The following is a 16,680-nucleotide window of genomic DNA, read 5'->3' as shown; positions in this document are numbered from 1 at the left end:
TAGGCGGCGCCTCCGACATCGGGGCGGCGTTCGCCCCGAGCGGATGCTACGAGCGCGCCGCGCGCGCCGCGAGGTGCTCGTCGAGGCCCTGCCAGAGCGCGTCGACCTGCCGAAGCGTCTCCTCGAGCGACCCCGTGGTGTCGATCACGACGTCGGCGATCCTCAGACGCGCCTCGTCCGGCACCTGCGAGGCGATGCGCGCCGCCGCCTCGTCCGGCGTGAGCCCGCGCAGCCGCACGAGCCGCTCGGCTCGCACGTCGGCCGGCGCATGGGCGACGACGATGAGCTGCCACGGGTCGTCGGCGCGTGCCTCCACGAGAAGGGGCACGTCGTACACGACGACGCTGCGGGGGTCTGCGGCGAGGGCCTCGGCGAAGCGGCGGGCCGACTCGGCGCGCACGGCGGGATGCACGATCGCGTTCAACTGTGCGATGGCCGCCTCGTCTCCGAACACGCGCCCGCCGAGGGCAGCGCGGTCCAGCGACCCGTCGGGGAGCAGCATCCGCTCTCCGAACGCCTCGGCGATCGCCGCCAGCACCGGCGAGCCGGGGGCCTGAACCTCGCGCACCAGCTGATCGGCGTCGATGACGACGGCGCCGTGCTCGGCGAGACGGCGGGCGATCGTGGACTTTCCCGAGGCGATGCCTCCGGTGAGGGCGACGAGCGGCATGGATCGAGCATGCCATGCCCGGCGGTCCAACCGCCGCGCGGAGACGCGGGTGAAGCCTGCGCGGTTCCTGAGGCACGGCTGAGCCGGAGTTGAGGAGGCGAGCGTAGCCTCGGGGCACCCGAAGGAAAGATCCACCAGTGCAGAGCTGGGGAGGGACGGCAGATGAACGCCGGACGCGACATGGTGGCGTGCGACGACCATCCGTCCCACTGCACTCGGAGCATCTCCGTTCGCGAGAACGGGTGCCCCCGGATCTTCCTCCGGAGCGGACGGGCCGTCCGCGTGGGGACGAAGACGGCCGGGGTCCGCGGACAAAGGACGCGCGCGGGGCGGGATAGGGGGGCTTCTCCCGCCCTACGCGCGTTCTTCCCCTCCGGCGGGAGGCCGGGCGGACGCGCAGCGCGCTCCCGGGCCCGCCCGCCGCGGCTTCGCGCCTGATGGATGCCGCACACCGCCCGTTCCGCAGCGCGTTCTGGGATATCATGACCGACGTCCAGGATCCGTCGACCCCAGCAGCGGATCCGGAGGGTGCATCGGTGGAAGAAGCGCGCGTCGCCGTCGTGATCGAAGACGAGGAAGACATCCGTTCGCTGCTGTCGACGGTCCTCGCTCAGGCGGGGTTCGACGTGCACGGGGCGGCCAACGGCGCGGACGGCGTCGAGCTCGTCCGCGCGCACGGTCCGCTCGTCACGACGCTCGACGTCAACATGCCGGGCATGGACGGATTCGAGACCGCCAAGCGCATCCGCGCGATCAGCTCGACCTACATCGTCATGCTGAGCGCCCGGACGGAGGAGATCGACGCCCTCCAGGGCCTCGAGGCCGGTGCCGACGACTACGTGGCGAAGCCGTTCCGGCCGCGCGAACTGCGCGCGCGCATCGACGCGATGCTGCGCCGCCCCCGCAACGTCACCCCGGCCGACCCCGACACCGCGACGACGCCGGCGACCCCGGAGGGGGTCTGGCTCGAGCACCACGGGCTGCGCCTGAACGCCGAGACCCACCTCGTCGCCGTCGACGGCCGGGACGTCGAGCTGACCCGCAGCGAGTTCGACATCCTCGCCGACCTGCTCGTCGCCGGCCGCCGCGTGCGCGCGAAGTCCGACCTCGCGCTCATGCTGCGCGGCGATCAGTACGCCGTCAACGACTTCGTGTCCGACAGCGACGCCCGCGCGATCGAGGTGCACATGGCGAATCTCCGGCGCAAACTCGGCGAATCCCCCTCGCAGCCGCGCTGGATCGAGACGGTCCGGGGCGTCGGGTACCGGCTCACCGCCTGAATGGCGGCGTCCGGGACCCCTCACTCCCCTTCGTCGACCAGCACCGAGGTCTCGACATTGGCGGCGGCGCGGCTGGCGGCTTCGCGCGCGACGCGCATGAGCTCGGCCGGGTCGTAACCGGCCGTCTCGCTGAGCGCCACCCCCACGCCGACGACGGGGATCACTCCCCCACCCACCTTGCCGAGGTCGTCGAAGAGGCCGCGATAGACGGCGCCCGCCTGACGGCGCGCCTCCTGCGCGGAGCCCACCGCGAGGGCGAAGGCGAGGCCGGTCGGCCCGTCCTGCCCGACAACGGCGTTGGTCGGTGCGTGGCGCCGCACGCCCGAGCGCCACGTCTCGGCCACCGCGCCGGCCACATCGCTGCCGAACGCCGTCGAGATCTGGTCGAGATCGTCGAGCCGCACGGCGGTCACCGCCACCAGCTCCAGGCGCTGTGCGGCGCGACGGCAGAGGCCCTCGAGCACCACCGCGAACGACTCGTCGCTCAGGATCCCCTGCTCGTCGTCGAGGGCGGGGGCGTCGCGAAGGTAGCCGCGCATCGGCGCGCGGCTCGCACGGAGCACCGACGTGACCACCACCGCCACGATGGTCAGCGTGACGGTCAGGTAGCTGGTGGTGATCGTGCCGAAGGCGGCCTGGAACAGTGCGCTGTCGGGACCGGAGGTCACGAACGCGGTGGTGCGGGAGACGTAGTACAGCGACTGGAAGCCGAGCACCGCGCCCAGTACCCACGCCGTGCGCGACTCTCGCATGTCGCCCCGGAGGCACTCCACGGATCCCGCCCCCGCGAACACCAGCAGCGGCACGAACATCCAGAGGGCGCCGGCCCAGTCGCCGCCGTCCTCGCCCTCGACGGCGACGGCGAAGGCCGCGCCCAGCACCGCCGCCGCCACGAGCACCGACGACCAGCGCATGCGGCGTCCGTTGAAGCGGCGGCATCCCAGCCACATGCATCCCGTACCGGCGACGAACGCCGCATTGCCCACGGCGGTCGCCCACCATGCCCCGCCGGACTGCACCCAGATCGTGTAGGCGAGCGTGGTGAGCATGCCCGAGAGAAACGCGATCGACCAGATGCGGCCCGCGCCCTCGTCGCGACGCAGGATCGTCTCGAGGATGAACACCACGCCGCTGACGTTCACGACGAGTGCTGTGAAGATCAGCACGCTCGCAAGATCAAGGGTCACGACCATCTCCTTCCGGGGCGACGGCGGGAATCTTGACGATGAAGGTCGAGCCGACGCCGGGCGCGCTGTGCAGGCCGAGCTCCCCGCCGTGGGCGCGCACGATGTCGCGCGTGATCGCGAGGCCGAGGCCCGTGCCCGCGCGTCGTTCGCCGCCGGCCTTGTAGTAGCGCTGGAACAGCCGCGAGCGGTCCTCTTCCGAGATGCCCACACCGGTGTCGCGGACGAGGATCCAGCTCGACGCGCCGTCGGTGGTCGTCCCGACGAAGACGGTGCCGCCGTCCTTGTTGTAGGCGATCGCGTTCGAGACGAGATTGTCGACGACTTGGCGCAGCCGAAGGGGGTCGGCCCACGCGGTCGCCGGCTCGAGCCCGGTGCGATCGATCGTGATGGCGCGCGCCGCCGCTCGCCCCTCCGCGTCATCCGCGGCCGCCGCCACCAGTTCGCGCGCATCGATCATCTGCGGCGCAAGGGATGCCTCGACCGAGGATGACGACGAGCTCGACGCCGCGAGGATGTCGGCCACGATGCGCAGCAGCCGCTCGGCGTTGCGCTCGGCGACGTCGAGGCTGGCACGCACGGCGTCGGGGGTATCCGGGTCCTCGATCGCAAGGTCGAGGTAGCCGAGGATCGACGTCAGAGGAGTGCGCAGCTCGTGGGAGACCGAGGCCACGAGGTCGTCGCGAGCACGGAGAGCCGTCAGCTCGGCGGTGACGTCCCTCGAGACGACGACGGCACCGACGTCGCCGCCGTCCGGGTCGGTGAGGCGCCGCGCCGTGATGGTGAGCGCCCGGCGAGGACCGGGCTCCGCGCCGAACCACACGATCTGGTCGTCGAAGACCTCGCCACGGCGAGCACGCTCCAGAGGCAGCTCGTCGGGCGGTAGAGGGGAGGCGCCGTCGTCGCGGAACGGGGCCACCTCGGACTGCTCGCCGTCGGGCTCCAGGCCCTGCTGAAGCCGCCCGTGGGCGTCATTCCTGACGGCCACCCGCCCGTCCGGCGTGATCCGGACCACGCCGAAGTCGACGGCGTCGAGCACCTCTGTGACGACCTGCTCCTGCCGACGGGTGCGCTCCAGCACACTGCGCAGGAGCTGGGACTGCTTCGCCAGCAGCATCCGCTGCGCGTCGGACCGCCGCGCGTTCAGGTGACTGGTCGCTGCGACGGCGAACAGCACGAGCGGCAGCAGCAGGGTGCGGTAGGTCACCTCTGTCGCACTGAGGACGGTCAGCACGCTGACGATCCCCGCGATCGTGACGATCACGCCGAAGAGGCCCAGCAGCCCGAAGCCGCCGGCCAGCCACGTCGCCGGGAAGATCCACAGCAGTCCCAGCACCGTGTCGGGCGCGGCGATCTGCATGAGCGTGATGGCCACGATGTCGGTCGCCGGCACGACGGCGAGCCAGCCATACGGCACGCGGCTCCAGGGAACCGCGAGCGTGAGGGCGGTCACGCCCACGACGATCACCACCCCGAGGAAGAACAGCACCGGCTCCCCGCCGAACGGACCCACAGCGACGAGCACCCCGAGGACGAACACGACGGCCGCCAGCAGCAACTGGTTGAGCGTCGCGGTTCGGCCTCGCGTGCGATCGGCGCCCTCGGGCACGGTCCCGGCGCCGCGGGACCGCGCGGCAGGCCCCCCGCGCGCACCCGGCGTCGCAGCGGTCATACAGCGACGCTAACGGATGCCGCGGGTCCGGGGTGGGAGGAACGCGCCTCGCCGGTCGTCGCGCGCGGTCCGGGGCCGTCCCACGGGGCTCGCCCACCGCGTATCAGCCGTCCGGCGCCACCCCTCCTCAGAGCATGGACAGGACGCTGGACGAGGCGGGCACGTCGCACCGTGTACCGCGTCCGCGCTGGTGGGTCGCGGCGCTCCTGGCGGGTGCGCTGGGCATGGCGCTCGCGGCCTGCGGCGAGTACTCCCCCGCCGGCTCGGGCGGCGACAGCTCCGCCGTGAACGGCGGCTCCGCATCCGACCCGGACTCACCGGACGATCCCGGCCCGGCCGAGCCGGATCCCGCAGACCCGGACCCGGCCGGCCCAGCCGACCCGGACCCCGTCGACCCGGGGCCCCGCTACGGGTTCGCCCTTCCGCCGAGCGACACCAGCGTCTACGGGAACGACGGGCCGGCCTACGCCGCCCTTCTCGAGGGCTGCGATTCGGCTCGCGGCTACCTGAACGACGTCGTGCACAGCCGCCCCGCCGAATTCTCGAACACGCAGGACGTCAATCCCCTGATGTGGGGCTTCGTCGACTCGCGGTACGCCGTGCTGTACCTGAGCGCCCTCGTGCGGACCTGCGACGGAGATCCGGCGCTCGCCCGGGCACTGGCCTCCGCCGCCCTGGTGCGCTACGACGGCTACGGCGGCCTCGACCGGCCGGACTCCGAGCCCATCGATCCCGCCACGGGCTCGCCGTACTCGCCGCCGCTCCCGCCCGGCTACGGCGAGCCGGAGTGCGACCTCTACCGCGCATTCGTGAGCGAGCGCGACCAGGTGGCTCCCGACACGATCTCCTGCGCCGCGTCGGGCCCCTTCCCGGAGCACGGCGTCGTCTTCGGCGCCGGTCCGGCCGGCGACCTGGTGCTGATCGACGATCCCTGCACCTTCGACGTGGACGAGTCGCAGATCCTTCCGGCCGACGGCGTGCAGCCGCCGCTGAGCGTGTGCGCGCCGGTGCAGGACGCCGGCATCCTCGATCGGTTCACGCCGGGTGAAGGCGGCCCGCAGGGGTGAGCTGCGGCACGTCAGAACCCGAAGTCGCCGCCGAAGTCGCCGAATCCTCCCATGTCTCCGGCCGCGTCGCCGCCCCAGCCCGAGCCGGGGTCCCCGCCCCACCCGCCGCCGGAGTCGGCGCCGGCGTCAGCCGATGCGTCCCCGCTCGCTCCGGCGTCTCCGCTCCCGTCATCCGCCGACGAACCGTCCTCATAGCCCTGGTCGTAGGCGAAGGTCGGCGCCAGGAACGAGCTCACCAGGGCCGAGCCGATCACGTAGCCGACGACGGTGCCCAGGATCGACGAGCCGAGCATCGACCCGAACGAGGGGCCGCCCTGTCGCTGGGGGCCGAGCGTGCGCTCCATGAAGCCGGGGCTCTGATACTCGGCTCGGGTGGCGGCGCGCGCCATCGACTGCGGATCGGCCGAGCGCGGCTGCTCGGCGGGCGGAAGCCCCGCCGACAGCTCGGCGAGCACCTGCTGCCGTTGGGGCTCGGTCAGCTTCGCGAAGGCCTCGGCGTGCACCTGCTCGATGGTTTCGGGTGGCGCCGTCCTCAGAAGGTACCGGTACCGCTCGACCGCGATCTCGTCCTCGCTCCGCGGCGGCTGCATCTCCGGCCTCCGCGACCCCATGGGCTGCGCGCCGTACGAGTTCTGCGGCACGGGCGGCGCCTGACGCGCGTCATCCGAGCCTCCGAAGATCCGCTCGAAGAATCCCATCGTGTGCTCCGTCCTCTGGTTGCGAGTGCCACCACGCTAGGCGCCCCACCTCTGAGTGCGCTGGAGGGTTGACCGGCGTTCTCGCGCCGCGTATGGCCTCAGCCCCGCGCCGCCAGCGCCTCGCTCCGCCACCGGGCGAGGAGGTCCCACGGGTCGTCGATTCCCGCGGCCACGACGTCGATGTGAGCCTGCAGCCCGGCTGACAGCAGGAACCACTCCGTGCGGGGATACCGGTCGGCGGCGAACTGACGGTGCCGGCGCTGCTCGAGGCTGCGTCCGCCGCGCTCGAAGGCCAGCAACTCTTCGTGCCACAGGGCAGCCAGACGCTGGCGAGGGTTCGCGCTGGTGCCGATCTTCACTCGGTCGGCCTGACGGATGTAGTACACGACGTCGATGCGCGGCGGGGCGATGTCGTCGTCGGGGATCTCGCCGTGACGCCACTCGCACACCGCGCACAGCCATCCCGAGGGATAGCGGACGCCGAGCCGCGAGCCGCAGAGGCGGCACGGCGACGGCAGCACGTCCGTGATGCCGTACTCGTCACCGCTCCACTCCGCCACGACGGCGAGGTGAGCCTCGCACAGCGCCACCGGCGCATCCGGAGACACCGGGCCGCGGCATCCGTCATCGTCGACCAGGCAGGAGCCGGATAGCAGGTTCGCGGGCACACCGCGACACTACGCGCGGCCACCGACGCCCGACGACGACCCGAGGGTATGCGAAAGGGCCGCCACCCGAAGGTGGCGGCCCCATGCGTGAGCGGTCAGGCGGCCGGCGGTTCAGCGAACCGGGCGCCTCGGCTCAGGATCAGCGACCCGAGAGCTTCTCGCGCAGAGCGGCGAGGGCCTCGTCGTCGGCCAGCGTGCCCGCGGGGCCGCTGTCGGACGAGTACGAGGAGGAACCGGTCTCGACCGGGGCAGCCGCCTCGGCCTCGAGGGCCTTCGTGACGGCAGCCTTGTGGGCCTCCCAGCGAGCGTGGGCGGCGGCGTACTCCTGCTCCCACTTCTCGCGCTGCTCGTCGAAGCCTTCGAGCCACGCGTTCGTCTCGGGGTCGAAGCCCTCCGGGTACTTGTACTCGCCGTTCTCGTCGTACTCGGTGACCATGCCGTACAGGGCCGGGTCGAACTCGGTGCCGGCGGGGTCGACCGACTCGTTGGCCTGCTTCAGCGACAGCGAGATGCGGCGACGCTCGAGGTCGATGTCGATGATCTTGACGAACACCTCTTCGCCGACCGACACGACCTGCTCGGCGAGCTCGACGTGCTTGCCCGACAGCTCCGAGATGTGCACGAGGCCCTCGATGCCGTCCGCGACGCGCACGAACGCACCGAACGGAACGAGCTTGGTGACCTTGCCCGGCGCGACCTGACCGATCGCGTGCGTGCGGGCGAAGACCTGCCACGGGTCCTCCTGCGTCGCCTTCAGCGACAGCGAGACGCGCTCGCGGTCGAGGTCGACCTCGAGGATCTCGACGGTGACCTCCTGGCCCACCTCGACGACCTCGGACGCGTGCTCGATGTGCTTCCACGAGAGCTCGGAGACGTGCACCAGGCCGTCCACGCCGCCCAGGTCGACGAACGCACCGAAGTTGACGATCGACGAGACCGTGCCCTTGCGGACCTGGCCCTTGTGCAGGTTGTTGAGGAACGTGGTGCGCGACTCGGACTGCGTCTGCTCGAGCAGGGCGCGGCGCGAGAGCACGACGTTGTTGCGGTTCTTGTCGAGCTCGAGGATCTTCGCCTCGATCTCCTGGCCGAGGTACGGCGTGAGGTCGCGGACGCGGCGCAGCTCGATGAGCGAGGCCGGGAGGAAGCCGCGGAGGCCGATGTCGACGATGAGACCACCCTTGACGACCTCGATGACCTGACCGGTCACGACGCCGTCGTTCTCCTTGATCTTCTCGACGTCGCCCCACGCACGCTCGTACTGGGCGCGCTTCTTGGAGAGGATGAGGCGGCCTTCCTTGTCCTCCTTCTGGAGAACGAGGGCTTCGACCTCGTCGCCGACCTTGACGACCTCGTTGGGGTCGACGTCGTGCTTGATGGAGAGCTCGCGCGAGGGGATGACGCCCTCGGTCTTGTAACCGACGTCGAGGAGAACCTCGTCGCGGTCGATCTTCACCACGGTGCCCTCGATCAGGTCGCCGTCGTTGAAGAACTTCAGGGTCTTCTCGACCGCGGCCAGGAAGTCCTCAGCAGATCCGATGTCGTTGATCGCGACCTGCTTGGTGGCCGGGGCGGTCGTTGCGGTAGTCATGTAGTGGGTTGTCCTTGTTGGGTTGGTTACTCGGGCCACGGCTTTCAGCGACAGCCGGCCGCGCGAGCGCGAACGGATGCCTCGAGCCGAGGCGAAGCGGATTTTCTTGCGATGCCACTCGGACCCCTGCGGGATCCGGTCACCGGTGCGAACCGGTGCTCAGGCGTGGCTGAACAGCCACACGAGTGACGTTTCAGGGTATCAGAACGCCCGGGTCGCTCGCGATGTTCCCGAGGCGCCGTGATTTCGCATCGCTTGTGAGGCGCTGCGTCATCCCGCTCAGCGCGGAAGGTCGATCGGAGCGGTGTTCGTGCGGTCGGGGTCGAAGGCCGGCGCCGGCGACGCCGACGGCGTCGGCTCGCCCCGCAGCTGAGCGAGCCGTTCGTCCTCGCGGCGCTGCGCATCGGCCAGCCAGTCCCATCCGGACGGCGGCGCGGTGGTCCGGGCGACGGGCACGGGCGCGGTCGAGTGGCTCTCGGCGGGGGCGGCGACGGCGATGACGGATGCTGCCGGCTCGGGCTGCGCAACCGGGATCAGGGGCGCGCCCGTGAAGTCGGGGCGACCGGCCGCGCCGCGCAGTCCGGCCTGCTGGATCACGCGCTGGATCGTGAGGCCGCGGCCGTCGGGGTCGCCGACATACCGGATGTGCCGCAGGCCCTGCTCCTGGGCGGCCGACTCGAAGACGAAGTGCCCGTACCCGAAGATGCGGCCGATGACGGGCTTGTGCACGGAGATGTCGAGGATGCGCGTGAGCGGCATCGTCGCGATGCGCTGGGACAGGATGCCGTGCACTCGGAAGACGCGCATGTTCGTGACCACGAAGCGGTCGGTGTGCTGCTCGAAGAGCCGCCAGACCGCGTGGACGACGATCACCGTGCCGAGCACGGCGGGCACCCACCACAGCGGCGACTGAACAGAGCTGGTGAGCAGCACGAGGAAGCCGGCGAACAGCTCGAGCGCCGCGGAGACGCTGGCGGCCCAGTGCTTGCGGACCTCGTCGACGACCCGCTCACCCTGATCGGTGATCAGGTGCTTCTCGATCCGCGGATCGAACATGCTCAGCCCTGGGCGAGAGCCACGAAGAAGTCGACCACGGCCACACCGGCGCCCACGACCGCGCCGACGGCGCCCTGCACCGCGTTCGCCGCGTCCTGCGGCCGGGTGATCAGGTAGAACGCCGCGAACGCGATGACGAGCACCAGCACGATTCGCTTGACGAGTTTCACGGGTGGGGGTTCCCTTCGACTTCTGCTGTTGTACCGCATGAGCGCCCGGGCGCGCGCAGGCGCGCGGGCGCGTCGCTGATCACGGGCGACGTCCCTGCGGGGCGCCCGGACCCTTCAGGGACGGAGCAGCACCTTGGTGGCGCGGCGCTCGTCCATCGCAGCGTACGCCTCTGCGGCCTCCGAGAGCGGCAGCTCGAGGTCGAACACGCGGCCGGGCTGAATGGCGCCCGAGCGGACGCCGGGCAGCAGTTCCTCGATGTAGCCGCGCACGGGCGCCACACCGCCGTTCACGCCGACGTTGCGGTTGAACAGCTGACGCACCGGCAGCTCGGGGCCGCCGTTGGGTACGCCGACGTAGCCGACCATGCCACCGGGGCGGGCGGAGCGCAGCGCCTGATCCATCGACTCCTTGGTGCCGACGCACTCCAGCACGCGGTCGGCGCCGATCCCGCCGGTGAGGGCGCGGACCGCCTCGACTCCGGCATCCCCGCGCTCCTCCACGACGTGCGTCGCGCCGAAGTCGCGTGCGAGCGCCTGGCGGTGCGGGTGCCGCGACATGGCGATGATGGTCGTCGCGCCGAGCCGCCTCGCCGCGATGATCGCGCACAGGCCCACGGCGCCGTCACCCACGACGGCGACGCTGTCACCGGGCCCGACGCCCGCCGAGACGGCGGCGTGGTGGCCGGTGCCCATCACATCGCTGAGGGTCAGAAGGCCGGGGATCTCGTCATCCGCCACCGGTCCCGGCACGACCGCGAGGGTGCCGTCGGCCAACGGCACGCGCACGCGCTCGCCCTGGCCTCCGTCGGCGAAGCCGCCGAACCGGTCTTCGCTGCCCCACCACCCGCCGTGCAGGCATGAGGTGCTGACGCCGTTCGCGCAGTTCGCGCAGGTGCCGTCGCATACGTAGAAGGGCGCGATCACGAAGTCGCCGGGGTGCACCTCGCGCACTTCGGGCCCGACCTCTTCGACGATGCCGACGAACTCGTGGCCGATGCGGTGCGGGCGCTCTGTCGGGGTGATGCCGCGGTAGGGCCACAGATCGGAGCCGCACACGCACGCGGCGACGACGCGGACGATCGCGTCGGCGCCGGTCGAGAGCACGGGGTCGGGAACGGTCTCGACGCGGATGTCGCGGGGTGCGTGGATGACGGTGGCGCGCATCCTCCGAGCCTACGGGTCACGGCGCGGGTGGGCGCCCGCTGGCACGATGGAGCCATGTGGATCGGGTGGATCGAATTCGATCTTCTTCTCGGCGACGTCCGGTCGCTCAAAGAGAAGCGCAGCGTGCTGCGGCCGCTCATCGCCGAGCTCAGCCGGCGCACGGAGGCCTCGGCCGCCGAGGTGGGCGAGCACGACCTGCATCGCCGCGCCCTCGTGGGCGTGTCGATCGTGGCGTCGGGCTCGTCGCACGTGCGCGATGTGCTCGACCGCGCGGAGCGGCTTGTCGCCGATCATCCGGAGGTCACCCTGCTGTCGGCCCGGCGCGGGTTGCACTCGAGCGACGACTGAGCTCAGCCGGCGATGGCGTGGCCGATCACCTCGTCGCCTCCGCCGAACCTGATCGTGCGGGCGATGGTGGAGTCGTCCGCGATGGAGGCCGCGACCACCGCGGCGACATCCGCGCGCGGCACGGCGCCCGGGCCTTGCGGATCGATCGCCACGCGACCGGTGGGCGCATCCAGCGTGAGCGTGCCGGGCGCCAGGATCGTCCAGTCGAGGCCGCTCGATGCGAGGTGGGCGTCGGCGGCCCACTTGGCGTCGGCGTAGGGGAAGAACGAGTCGCCGCGGTCGACGCCGTGGTCGGCCCGCGAGCCGATCCACGAGACCATGACGTACCGCTGCACGCCCGCGGCTGCCGCAGCATCCATCGATCGGATGGCGGCGTCGCGGTCGACGGCGTAGGTGCGCGACGGGTTCCCTCCCCCGGCTCCCGCCGACCAGACGACGACGTCGTTGCCGGCGACGACGTTGATCAGCTGTTCGAGGTCGAGCGTCTCGACATCCGCCACGAGCGGCTGGGCACCGGTCGCCGCGACGTCGGCTTCGTGTGCGACGTTGCGGATCACGGCGGTGACCGTGTGCCCCTGCGCGACGAGCAGGGGTTCGAGCAGCAGGGCGACTTTGCCGTGTCCGCCGAAGATCAGGATGCGCGCCATGGTTTCCCTCCGTCTTTGCCCCCACGCTACGCGAGGCCCGGTCTCGGATCACCCCGGCGAGGCGTGAGGTCGACTCACGCGGCGAGCGCGGCCACGCCGGCGACCACGGATGCCGCGGCCAGCGCCAGCGCGAAACCGATGAGCACGCCGTGCACGACGAGGAACCGCGTCGCCCGCCCCTGCGAGTCCCGCGCCCGCGGGTCTTTGGCGACTCGGCGATAGAACGTCGGCCACACCAGGACGTTGAAGGCGGCATTGAGGAAGAGGAGCACGGCGAGCAGCGTCGTCACCCCTCGAGCCTATGGGCCGCTCCCCCTGCCGCCGTCGACCGCGTCCACGCCGCGGGCGGCGGTGGCGGCATCCCAGTTCCCTCCCATCCGGCGATCGTCCGCGGTGCGGCAGGTGGTCGAGGTCGGGCCCGACCGACGGCGGGGCGGGCGCGGGCGGGCAGGGCGACTCAGGCGGCGAGCGCGGCGCGGTCCGAGACGATGGCGCGCACGGCGTCGCGCCCGGCGCGGTTCGCGCCCACCGTCGACTGCGACGGCCCGTAGCCGATGAGGAAGAGGCGCGGCTCGTCGATCGACCGGCCGTTCTCCACGCGGAAGCCTCCCTCGGGGGTACGAAGTCGAAGGGGAGCCAGATGGTCCAGGGCGGGCCGGAAGCCGGTGGCCCACAGGATGACGTCCGCCGGCTCGAACGACCCGTCGGGCATGCGGACGCCACCCTCCTCGACGGAGACGAACATCGGATGCCGCGTCAGCACGCCGCGCGCCTGCGCGGCACGCGCCCACGGCGTCCAGTGCATGCCGGTGACCGAGATCACGCTGCCGGGCGGCAGGCCGCGGCGCACCCGGTCCTCGACGCCCGCGATGGCGGCGACCCTCGCCGGGATGTCGAAGTCCTCCTCGACCCACTCGGGCTCGCGGCGGGTGACCCAGAGCGTGTCGGCCACGTGCGAGATCTCGTCGAGGAGCTGGACCGCCGACACCCCCGCGCCCACGACGACGACCCGTTGCCCACGGAACTCTTCCGCCGAGACGTAGTCCGCCACATGGAGCTGGCGCCCGCGGAATCGCTCCTGACCCGGATAGCGGGGCCAGAAGGGCCGCGTCCACGTGCCGGTCGCATTGATCACGAAGCGCGCGCTCCATGCTCCGCCGCCTGTCTCGACCCGCAGCCGCCCGTTCGGGTCGTCGTCGGCGCGGCGCACCGCCGTGACGCGGACCGGCCGCATGACGTCGAGGGCGAAGCGCTCCTCGTATTCGGCGAAGTACGCCGGGAGGATGACGCGACTCGACGCCGCCGGATCAGCCGGCGGCACGGCGAAGCCCGGCAGCTCGTGGATGCCGTTGACAGTGGCCATCCGCAGCGACGGCCACCGGTGCTGCCATGCCCCGCCCGGCTTGGACTCGGAGTCGAGCACCACGAACGTCTCGTCGCCCGCCGTCGCCCGTCGGACCGGCACGAATCCGCGGCGCTGCAGGTGGTAGGCCGCCGAGAGACCCGCCTGTCCGGCGCCGATCACGACGACGTCGACGCGTGCAGGCTCCATGCCCCGACACAACAGCGTCCGGCCCGGGGAGATTCCCGCGGGCCGGACGGGCGAAGCGCTGTCCTCAGTTCAGGCTGCGGGTCGACGAGGGGATGACGCCGTCGCGGTAGAGGTCGCTGGCGACATCCTGCAGGGCGGTCAGCGCGACGCGCTGCGTCATGGGTCCGTACGAGATGCGGGCGACGCCCAGCGCCTCGTACTCGGCCGCCGACAGCGCGCCGGGCAGGCCGATGACGCTGATCTTCCGCTGGCCGATGCCGTCGACGAGCCTGCGCGTGAGATCGGCGTTCAGGATGCCGGGTACGAAGACGAGGTCGGCCCCCGCGTCGAGGAAGGCGCGACCACGCTCGATCGCGTCGGCGATCGACTCGTCGACCGGTCGCTTGCCGCCGCGCACGAGGGCGTCGGTGCGGGCGTTGAGCACGAACGGCACGCCCTCCGCCTCGCCCGCCGCGACGATCGCCTCGACGGCGGCGACCGCCTCGTCGAGCGGTCGCAGGCGGTCCTCCACGTTGGCTCCGACGACACCCTTGCCGATCGCCCGCCGGACCGTCTCACCCGGGTCACCGCGCCCGTCGTCGAGGTCGGCGGTCACGGGCAGATCGCCCGCCGCCTCGACGATGCGCCCGATCATGTCGAGCGCCAGGTCGAGAGGGACCTCGCCGTCGGGATAGCCGAAGGTCGCCGCGATCGAGTGGCCTGCCGTCGCGATGGCGCGCGTCTCGGGAAGGGCCGCGATGGCGCGGGCCGACACGGCGTCCCACACGTTCACGACCCGGAGGATCTCGGGAGCGGCGTGGAGGCGCGCGAGGGTCTCTGCTTTCTGTGCCTGAGTGGTCATGCGTTTCACGTTATCGGCGCCGCGACGACGCCGGGCCGGTCAGGCCGGATCGATCTCGCCGTCGAGGTACCACCAGCGCCCGCGCTGCCGCACGAACCGGCTGCGTTCGTGCAGCACGCCGCGATCCCGTCCGTGGCGCCACGCCGCGCGGAACTCGACCACGCCGCGCTGATCGCCCTCGCGTCCCGCCACGACTCCGGCGATCTCGAGCGACGTCCACCGCTGCGCCGGGTCGAGCCTGAGATCGTCGGGCCGGGTTCCCGGATGCCAGGTCTCGGCGAGATACCGCTCTTCACCGACGACGAACGCCGTGTAGCGCGAGCGCATCAACCGCTCGGCCGTCGGGGCCGGGCTGCCGCGGAGGGCGGGGGCGCAGCATCCGTCGAAGCGATCCCCGCTGCCGCACGGGCAGGGGTCCGGGTCGGCGATCGACGGGAAGCCGTCGGAAACGGCACGGGCTGCCGCGGCGCCGAACGACACGTCAGACGCCCGCCTTCTCGGCGCACGACACGCAGCGCGTCGCGAACGGCCGAACCCTCAGACGGGCGACGGGGATGCTGCGGCCGCAGTCGACGCAGACGCCGTAGGTGCCCGCTTCCCAACGCCGGACGGCGTCGTCGATCTCGGCGAGCTCGCGGCGGGCGGCCTCTTCGAGCGCCACTGCGCGCGACCACTCCCCCGAGAGCGTGACCCCCTCGGGGTCGTGCTCGTCGTCGGCCACGTCCGAGCCGCGGTCGGCGCGCAGCTCGGCGAGAGTCTCGTCGATCGCGGCCACCCGCGCGGTCGCCGCATCGTGCAGTTCGTCGAGGAGCGCCCGCAGCTCGATCCGGCTCGTGACGGTGGTCATCGGTCGAGAATATGCCCGGATGCCGCCACCCGGCCGCATTCGTGCCGCATCACCCCGAGACCTCTACGGTGAAGGTGACGTCCTGAATGCCGCCGTCGGCGTTGGAGAGCACGACCTGCGTCTTGCCTTCGGCGAGCGCCTCGATCCCCGGGTTGTACGTGGCGCCGCCGTCTTCGCGTCCCTCGATGAACTTCGCGACGGACGGATCGTCGACCGCACCGCTGTAGCTGTGGACCGCCAGGTCACCCGTGTCGATGTCGAGCATCTGGCCGACCTGCAGCTCGACGGTCTCGCCCTGGAGGTCGCCGGCATCGCGCACCACGGGGGCGATGACCGGCGGCGATCCGCCGGAGGCGGAGCATCCGGCCACTGACACCACGAAGCCGAGGACGATGAGTGCGGCGAGCGGTCTGGCGAGGATCATGGCGCCATGATGTCAGCGCAGTGACTGCACGGCCAGTACCCGTGCATTCACGGCCGACCATTCCGGGCCTGTGGATAAGTCGGGAGGGCCTGCGGCCGCACCGGTTAGCTTGGGGGCGTGACGACTCGGGTGACGGCGCCAGTGCTCGGCATCGCGCTGCTGGTCGCCCTCGCCGGCTGCGCGACCCCTGACGCGCCGGAGCCGACCCCGACCACACCCTTCGCGAGCGAGGAAGAGGCGTTCGCCGCCGCCGAGGAGACGTACCGCGCGTACGTGGACGCCCTCAATGCAAAGCGCGAAGATTCAACCGCCAAGGATCCTCAAGAGTTCCTCACTGGCAAGGCGCTTGAAGCCGACCTCGATACGCGGCGAATGTTGGACGAGTCCAATTTGCATGTCGTCGGACCGAACGTTCTTACGAGCTTCGAAGCTGAATATGCCTCCGAGGATTTCCATCGCGTCGATGCCGTCATCTGCATTGACGCCTCGGGCAGTCAGGTCATGAATGAGGAAGGAAGCATCGTCACGCCGGCCGACCGTGACGCTTCCATCGCCCTCGATGTAACCCTCCGCTTGACAGGCGGGTCCTTCACCATTTCTGAGAGCGCCGTCTCACAGGATCGGACGTGTTGAACACCCCATTGGTCGCCCTGTTGGCGACCACACTTGCCCTAACGACACCGGCTGCATCACGGGACTTCTCGTGTACTCAAGACGCCATCTCGGCTGGCCTTTGCGCCGCCAACTCCGGTTCGCAGATCGACGTCTCCGCATCGGAGACGCAGCGGGGCCACGCCGCTCCGC

20 protein-coding genes are annotated in these 16,680 nt (G+C 71.5%); 4 read left to right on the top strand and 16 right to left on the bottom strand.

Translation table 11 applies throughout. The features are described from left to right. Nucleotides 1-46 precede the first annotated feature (46 nt). Nucleotides 47-670, bottom strand: coding sequence for a dephospho-CoA kinase (gene coaE / locus ACN9MP_RS07610; RefSeq protein WP_426325285.1), 624 nt, complete (start codon nt 668-670; stop codon nt 47-49). A 536-nt stretch (nt 671-1,206) separates the two neighbouring features. Here coaE and ACN9MP_RS07605 point away from each other — a divergent pair. Continuing rightward, a complete protein-coding gene (locus ACN9MP_RS07605) occupies nt 1,207-1,950 on the top strand; it encodes a response regulator transcription factor (protein ID WP_426325283.1) in 744 nt (247 codons plus the stop codon). 20 nt (nt 1,951-1,970) lie between these two features. On the opposite strand, the gene ACN9MP_RS07600 is transcribed toward ACN9MP_RS07605, so the two are convergent. Together ACN9MP_RS07600 and ACN9MP_RS07595 are read right to left on the bottom strand one after the other, a co-directional pair. After that, on the bottom strand, nt 1,971-3,143 hold the full coding sequence (locus tag ACN9MP_RS07600; RefSeq protein ID WP_426325281.1) for a hypothetical protein: 1,173 nt from the start codon (nt 3,141-3,143) through the stop codon (nt 1,971-1,973). Further along, nucleotides 3,127-4,806, bottom strand: coding sequence for a sensor histidine kinase (locus tag ACN9MP_RS07595; protein ID WP_426325280.1), 1,680 nt, complete (start codon nt 4,804-4,806; stop codon nt 3,127-3,129). Before ACN9MP_RS07595 ends, ACN9MP_RS07600 begins: the two co-directional genes overlap by 17 nt. Nucleotides 4,807-4,940: 134 nt before the next feature. Between ACN9MP_RS07595 and ACN9MP_RS07590 the strand changes: the two genes are divergently transcribed. After that, nucleotides 4,941-5,873 carry a hypothetical protein gene (locus ACN9MP_RS07590; RefSeq protein ID WP_426325278.1) on the top strand — a complete coding sequence of 311 codons (933 nt, stop codon included), beginning with the start codon at nt 4,941-4,943 and terminating at the stop codon, nt 5,871-5,873. 11 nt (nt 5,874-5,884) lie between these two features. Here the strand turns inward: ACN9MP_RS07590 and ACN9MP_RS07585 are convergent, their stop codons facing one another. From ACN9MP_RS07585 to ACN9MP_RS07560, 6 genes are all read right to left on the bottom strand, one after another. After that, a complete protein-coding gene (locus ACN9MP_RS07585) occupies nt 5,885-6,571 on the bottom strand; it encodes a hypothetical protein (RefSeq protein WP_426325276.1) in 687 nt (228 codons plus the stop codon). Nucleotides 6,572-6,669: 98 nt separating this feature from the next. Further along, nucleotides 6,670-7,239 (bottom strand): GIY-YIG nuclease family protein, encoded by a 570-nt coding sequence (locus tag ACN9MP_RS07580; RefSeq protein WP_426325274.1) that lies wholly within the window; start codon nt 7,237-7,239, stop codon nt 6,670-6,672. Between the two features lie 139 nt (nt 7,240-7,378). Continuing rightward, on the bottom strand, nt 7,379-8,827 hold the full coding sequence (gene rpsA / locus ACN9MP_RS07575; protein ID WP_426325272.1) for a 30S ribosomal protein S1: 1,449 nt from the start codon (nt 8,825-8,827) through the stop codon (nt 7,379-7,381). A 279-nt stretch (nt 8,828-9,106) separates the two neighbouring features. After that, nucleotides 9,107-9,883, bottom strand: a complete 777-nt coding sequence (locus ACN9MP_RS07570; protein WP_426325270.1) for a PH domain-containing protein — start codon at nt 9,881-9,883, stop codon at nt 9,107-9,109. A 2-nt stretch (nt 9,884-9,885) separates the two neighbouring features. Continuing rightward, nucleotides 9,886-10,053 (bottom strand): hypothetical protein, encoded by a 168-nt coding sequence (locus tag ACN9MP_RS07565; protein ID WP_426325268.1) that lies wholly within the window; start codon nt 10,051-10,053, stop codon nt 9,886-9,888. A 114-nt stretch (nt 10,054-10,167) separates the two neighbouring features. Continuing rightward, nucleotides 10,168-11,217, bottom strand: coding sequence for a zinc-dependent alcohol dehydrogenase family protein (locus tag ACN9MP_RS07560; RefSeq protein WP_426325266.1), 1,050 nt, complete (start codon nt 11,215-11,217; stop codon nt 10,168-10,170). A gap of 54 nt (nt 11,218-11,271) precedes the next feature. Between ACN9MP_RS07560 and ACN9MP_RS07555 the strand changes: the two genes are divergently transcribed. After that, entirely contained in the window at nt 11,272-11,565 is a 294-nt protein-coding gene (locus ACN9MP_RS07555) for a DUF503 domain-containing protein (protein WP_426325264.1), read from the top strand. A gap of 2 nt (nt 11,566-11,567) precedes the next feature. On the opposite strand, the gene ACN9MP_RS07550 is transcribed toward ACN9MP_RS07555, so the two are convergent. The 7 genes from ACN9MP_RS07550 to ACN9MP_RS07520 form a co-directional block, all read right to left on the bottom strand. Further along, the gene (locus ACN9MP_RS07550) at nt 11,568-12,212 is read right to left on the bottom strand and encodes an SDR family oxidoreductase (protein ID WP_426325263.1); all 645 of its coding nucleotides are present in this window, start codon (nt 12,210-12,212) and stop codon (nt 11,568-11,570) included. Nucleotides 12,213-12,286: 74 nt separating this feature from the next. Beyond that, a complete protein-coding gene (locus tag ACN9MP_RS07545) occupies nt 12,287-12,502 on the bottom strand; it encodes an SCO4848 family membrane protein (RefSeq protein WP_426325261.1) in 216 nt (71 codons plus the stop codon). A 167-nt stretch (nt 12,503-12,669) separates the two neighbouring features. After that, entirely contained in the window at nt 12,670-13,764 is a 1,095-nt protein-coding gene (locus ACN9MP_RS07540; protein ID WP_426325259.1) for an NAD(P)-binding domain-containing protein, read from the bottom strand. Between the two features lie 64 nt (nt 13,765-13,828). Beyond that, nucleotides 13,829-14,605: an isocitrate lyase/PEP mutase family protein gene (locus ACN9MP_RS07535; RefSeq protein WP_426325257.1), complete on the bottom strand. Its 777-nt coding sequence runs from the start codon at nt 14,603-14,605 to the stop codon at nt 13,829-13,831. 39 nt (nt 14,606-14,644) lie between these two features. Next, nucleotides 14,645-15,085 carry a YchJ family protein gene (locus tag ACN9MP_RS07530; RefSeq protein ID WP_426325255.1) on the bottom strand — a complete coding sequence of 147 codons (441 nt, stop codon included), beginning with the start codon at nt 15,083-15,085 and terminating at the stop codon, nt 14,645-14,647. Nucleotide 15,086: 1 nt separating this feature from the next. Next, nucleotides 15,087-15,452, bottom strand: coding sequence for a TraR/DksA family transcriptional regulator (locus ACN9MP_RS07525; RefSeq protein ID WP_426325254.1), 366 nt, complete (start codon nt 15,450-15,452; stop codon nt 15,087-15,089). A 49-nt stretch (nt 15,453-15,501) separates the two neighbouring features. Further along, on the bottom strand, nt 15,502-15,876 hold the full coding sequence (locus ACN9MP_RS07520; RefSeq protein WP_426325252.1) for a hypothetical protein: 375 nt from the start codon (nt 15,874-15,876) through the stop codon (nt 15,502-15,504). 117 nt (nt 15,877-15,993) lie between these two features. On the opposite strand from ACN9MP_RS07520, the gene ACN9MP_RS07515 reads away from it, so the two are divergent. Then, nucleotides 15,994-16,509, top strand: a complete 516-nt coding sequence (locus tag ACN9MP_RS07515; protein WP_426325250.1) for a hypothetical protein — start codon at nt 15,994-15,996, stop codon at nt 16,507-16,509. Nucleotides 16,510-16,680 lie beyond the last annotated feature (171 nt).

The organism is Microbacterium sp. E-13 (genome assembly GCF_049912955.1).
Taxonomy (GTDB): Bacteria; Actinomycetota; Actinomycetes; order Actinomycetales; family Microbacteriaceae; genus Microbacterium.
Note: the sequence above shows the minus strand (reverse complement) of the source record. Positions and strands in the feature narration are given on the sequence as shown.

Bases quoted from the DNA above. Each gene is read 5' to 3' on its own strand.
- coaE (WP_426325285.1), bottom strand. From the start codon at position 670: ATGCCGCTCGTCGCCCTCACCGGAGGCATCGCCTCGGGAAAGTCCACG.
- ACN9MP_RS07600 (WP_426325281.1), bottom strand. From the start codon at position 3,143: ATGGTCGTGACCCTTGATCTTGCGAGCGTGCTGATCTTCACAGCACTC.
- ACN9MP_RS07595 (WP_426325280.1), bottom strand. From the start codon at position 4,806: ATGACCGCTGCGACGCCGGGTGCGCGCGGGGGGCCTGCCGCGCGGTCC.
- ACN9MP_RS07590 (WP_426325278.1), top strand. From the start codon at position 4,941: ATGGACAGGACGCTGGACGAGGCGGGCACGTCGCACCGTGTACCGCGT.
- ACN9MP_RS07585 (WP_426325276.1), bottom strand. From the start codon at position 6,571: ATGGGATTCTTCGAGCGGATCTTCGGAGGCTCGGATGACGCGCGTCAG.
- rpsA (WP_426325272.1), bottom strand. From the start codon at position 8,827: ATGACTACCGCAACGACCGCCCCGGCCACCAAGCAGGTCGCGATCAAC.
- ACN9MP_RS07570 (WP_426325270.1), bottom strand. From the start codon at position 9,883: ATGTTCGATCCGCGGATCGAGAAGCACCTGATCACCGATCAGGGTGAG.
- ACN9MP_RS07560 (WP_426325266.1), bottom strand. From the start codon at position 11,217: ATGCGCGCCACCGTCATCCACGCACCCCGCGACATCCGCGTCGAGACC.
- ACN9MP_RS07555 (WP_426325264.1), top strand. From the start codon at position 11,272: ATGTGGATCGGGTGGATCGAATTCGATCTTCTTCTCGGCGACGTCCGG.
- ACN9MP_RS07550 (WP_426325263.1), bottom strand. From the start codon at position 12,212: ATGGCGCGCATCCTGATCTTCGGCGGACACGGCAAAGTCGCCCTGCTG.
- ACN9MP_RS07540 (WP_426325259.1), bottom strand. From the start codon at position 13,764: ATGGAGCCTGCACGCGTCGACGTCGTCGTGATCGGCGCCGGACAGGCG.
- ACN9MP_RS07535 (WP_426325257.1), bottom strand. From the start codon at position 14,605: ATGACCACTCAGGCACAGAAAGCAGAGACCCTCGCGCGCCTCCACGCC.
- ACN9MP_RS07525 (WP_426325254.1), bottom strand. From the start codon at position 15,452: ATGACCACCGTCACGAGCCGGATCGAGCTGCGGGCGCTCCTCGACGAA.
- ACN9MP_RS07520 (WP_426325252.1), bottom strand. From the start codon at position 15,876: ATGATCCTCGCCAGACCGCTCGCCGCACTCATCGTCCTCGGCTTCGTG.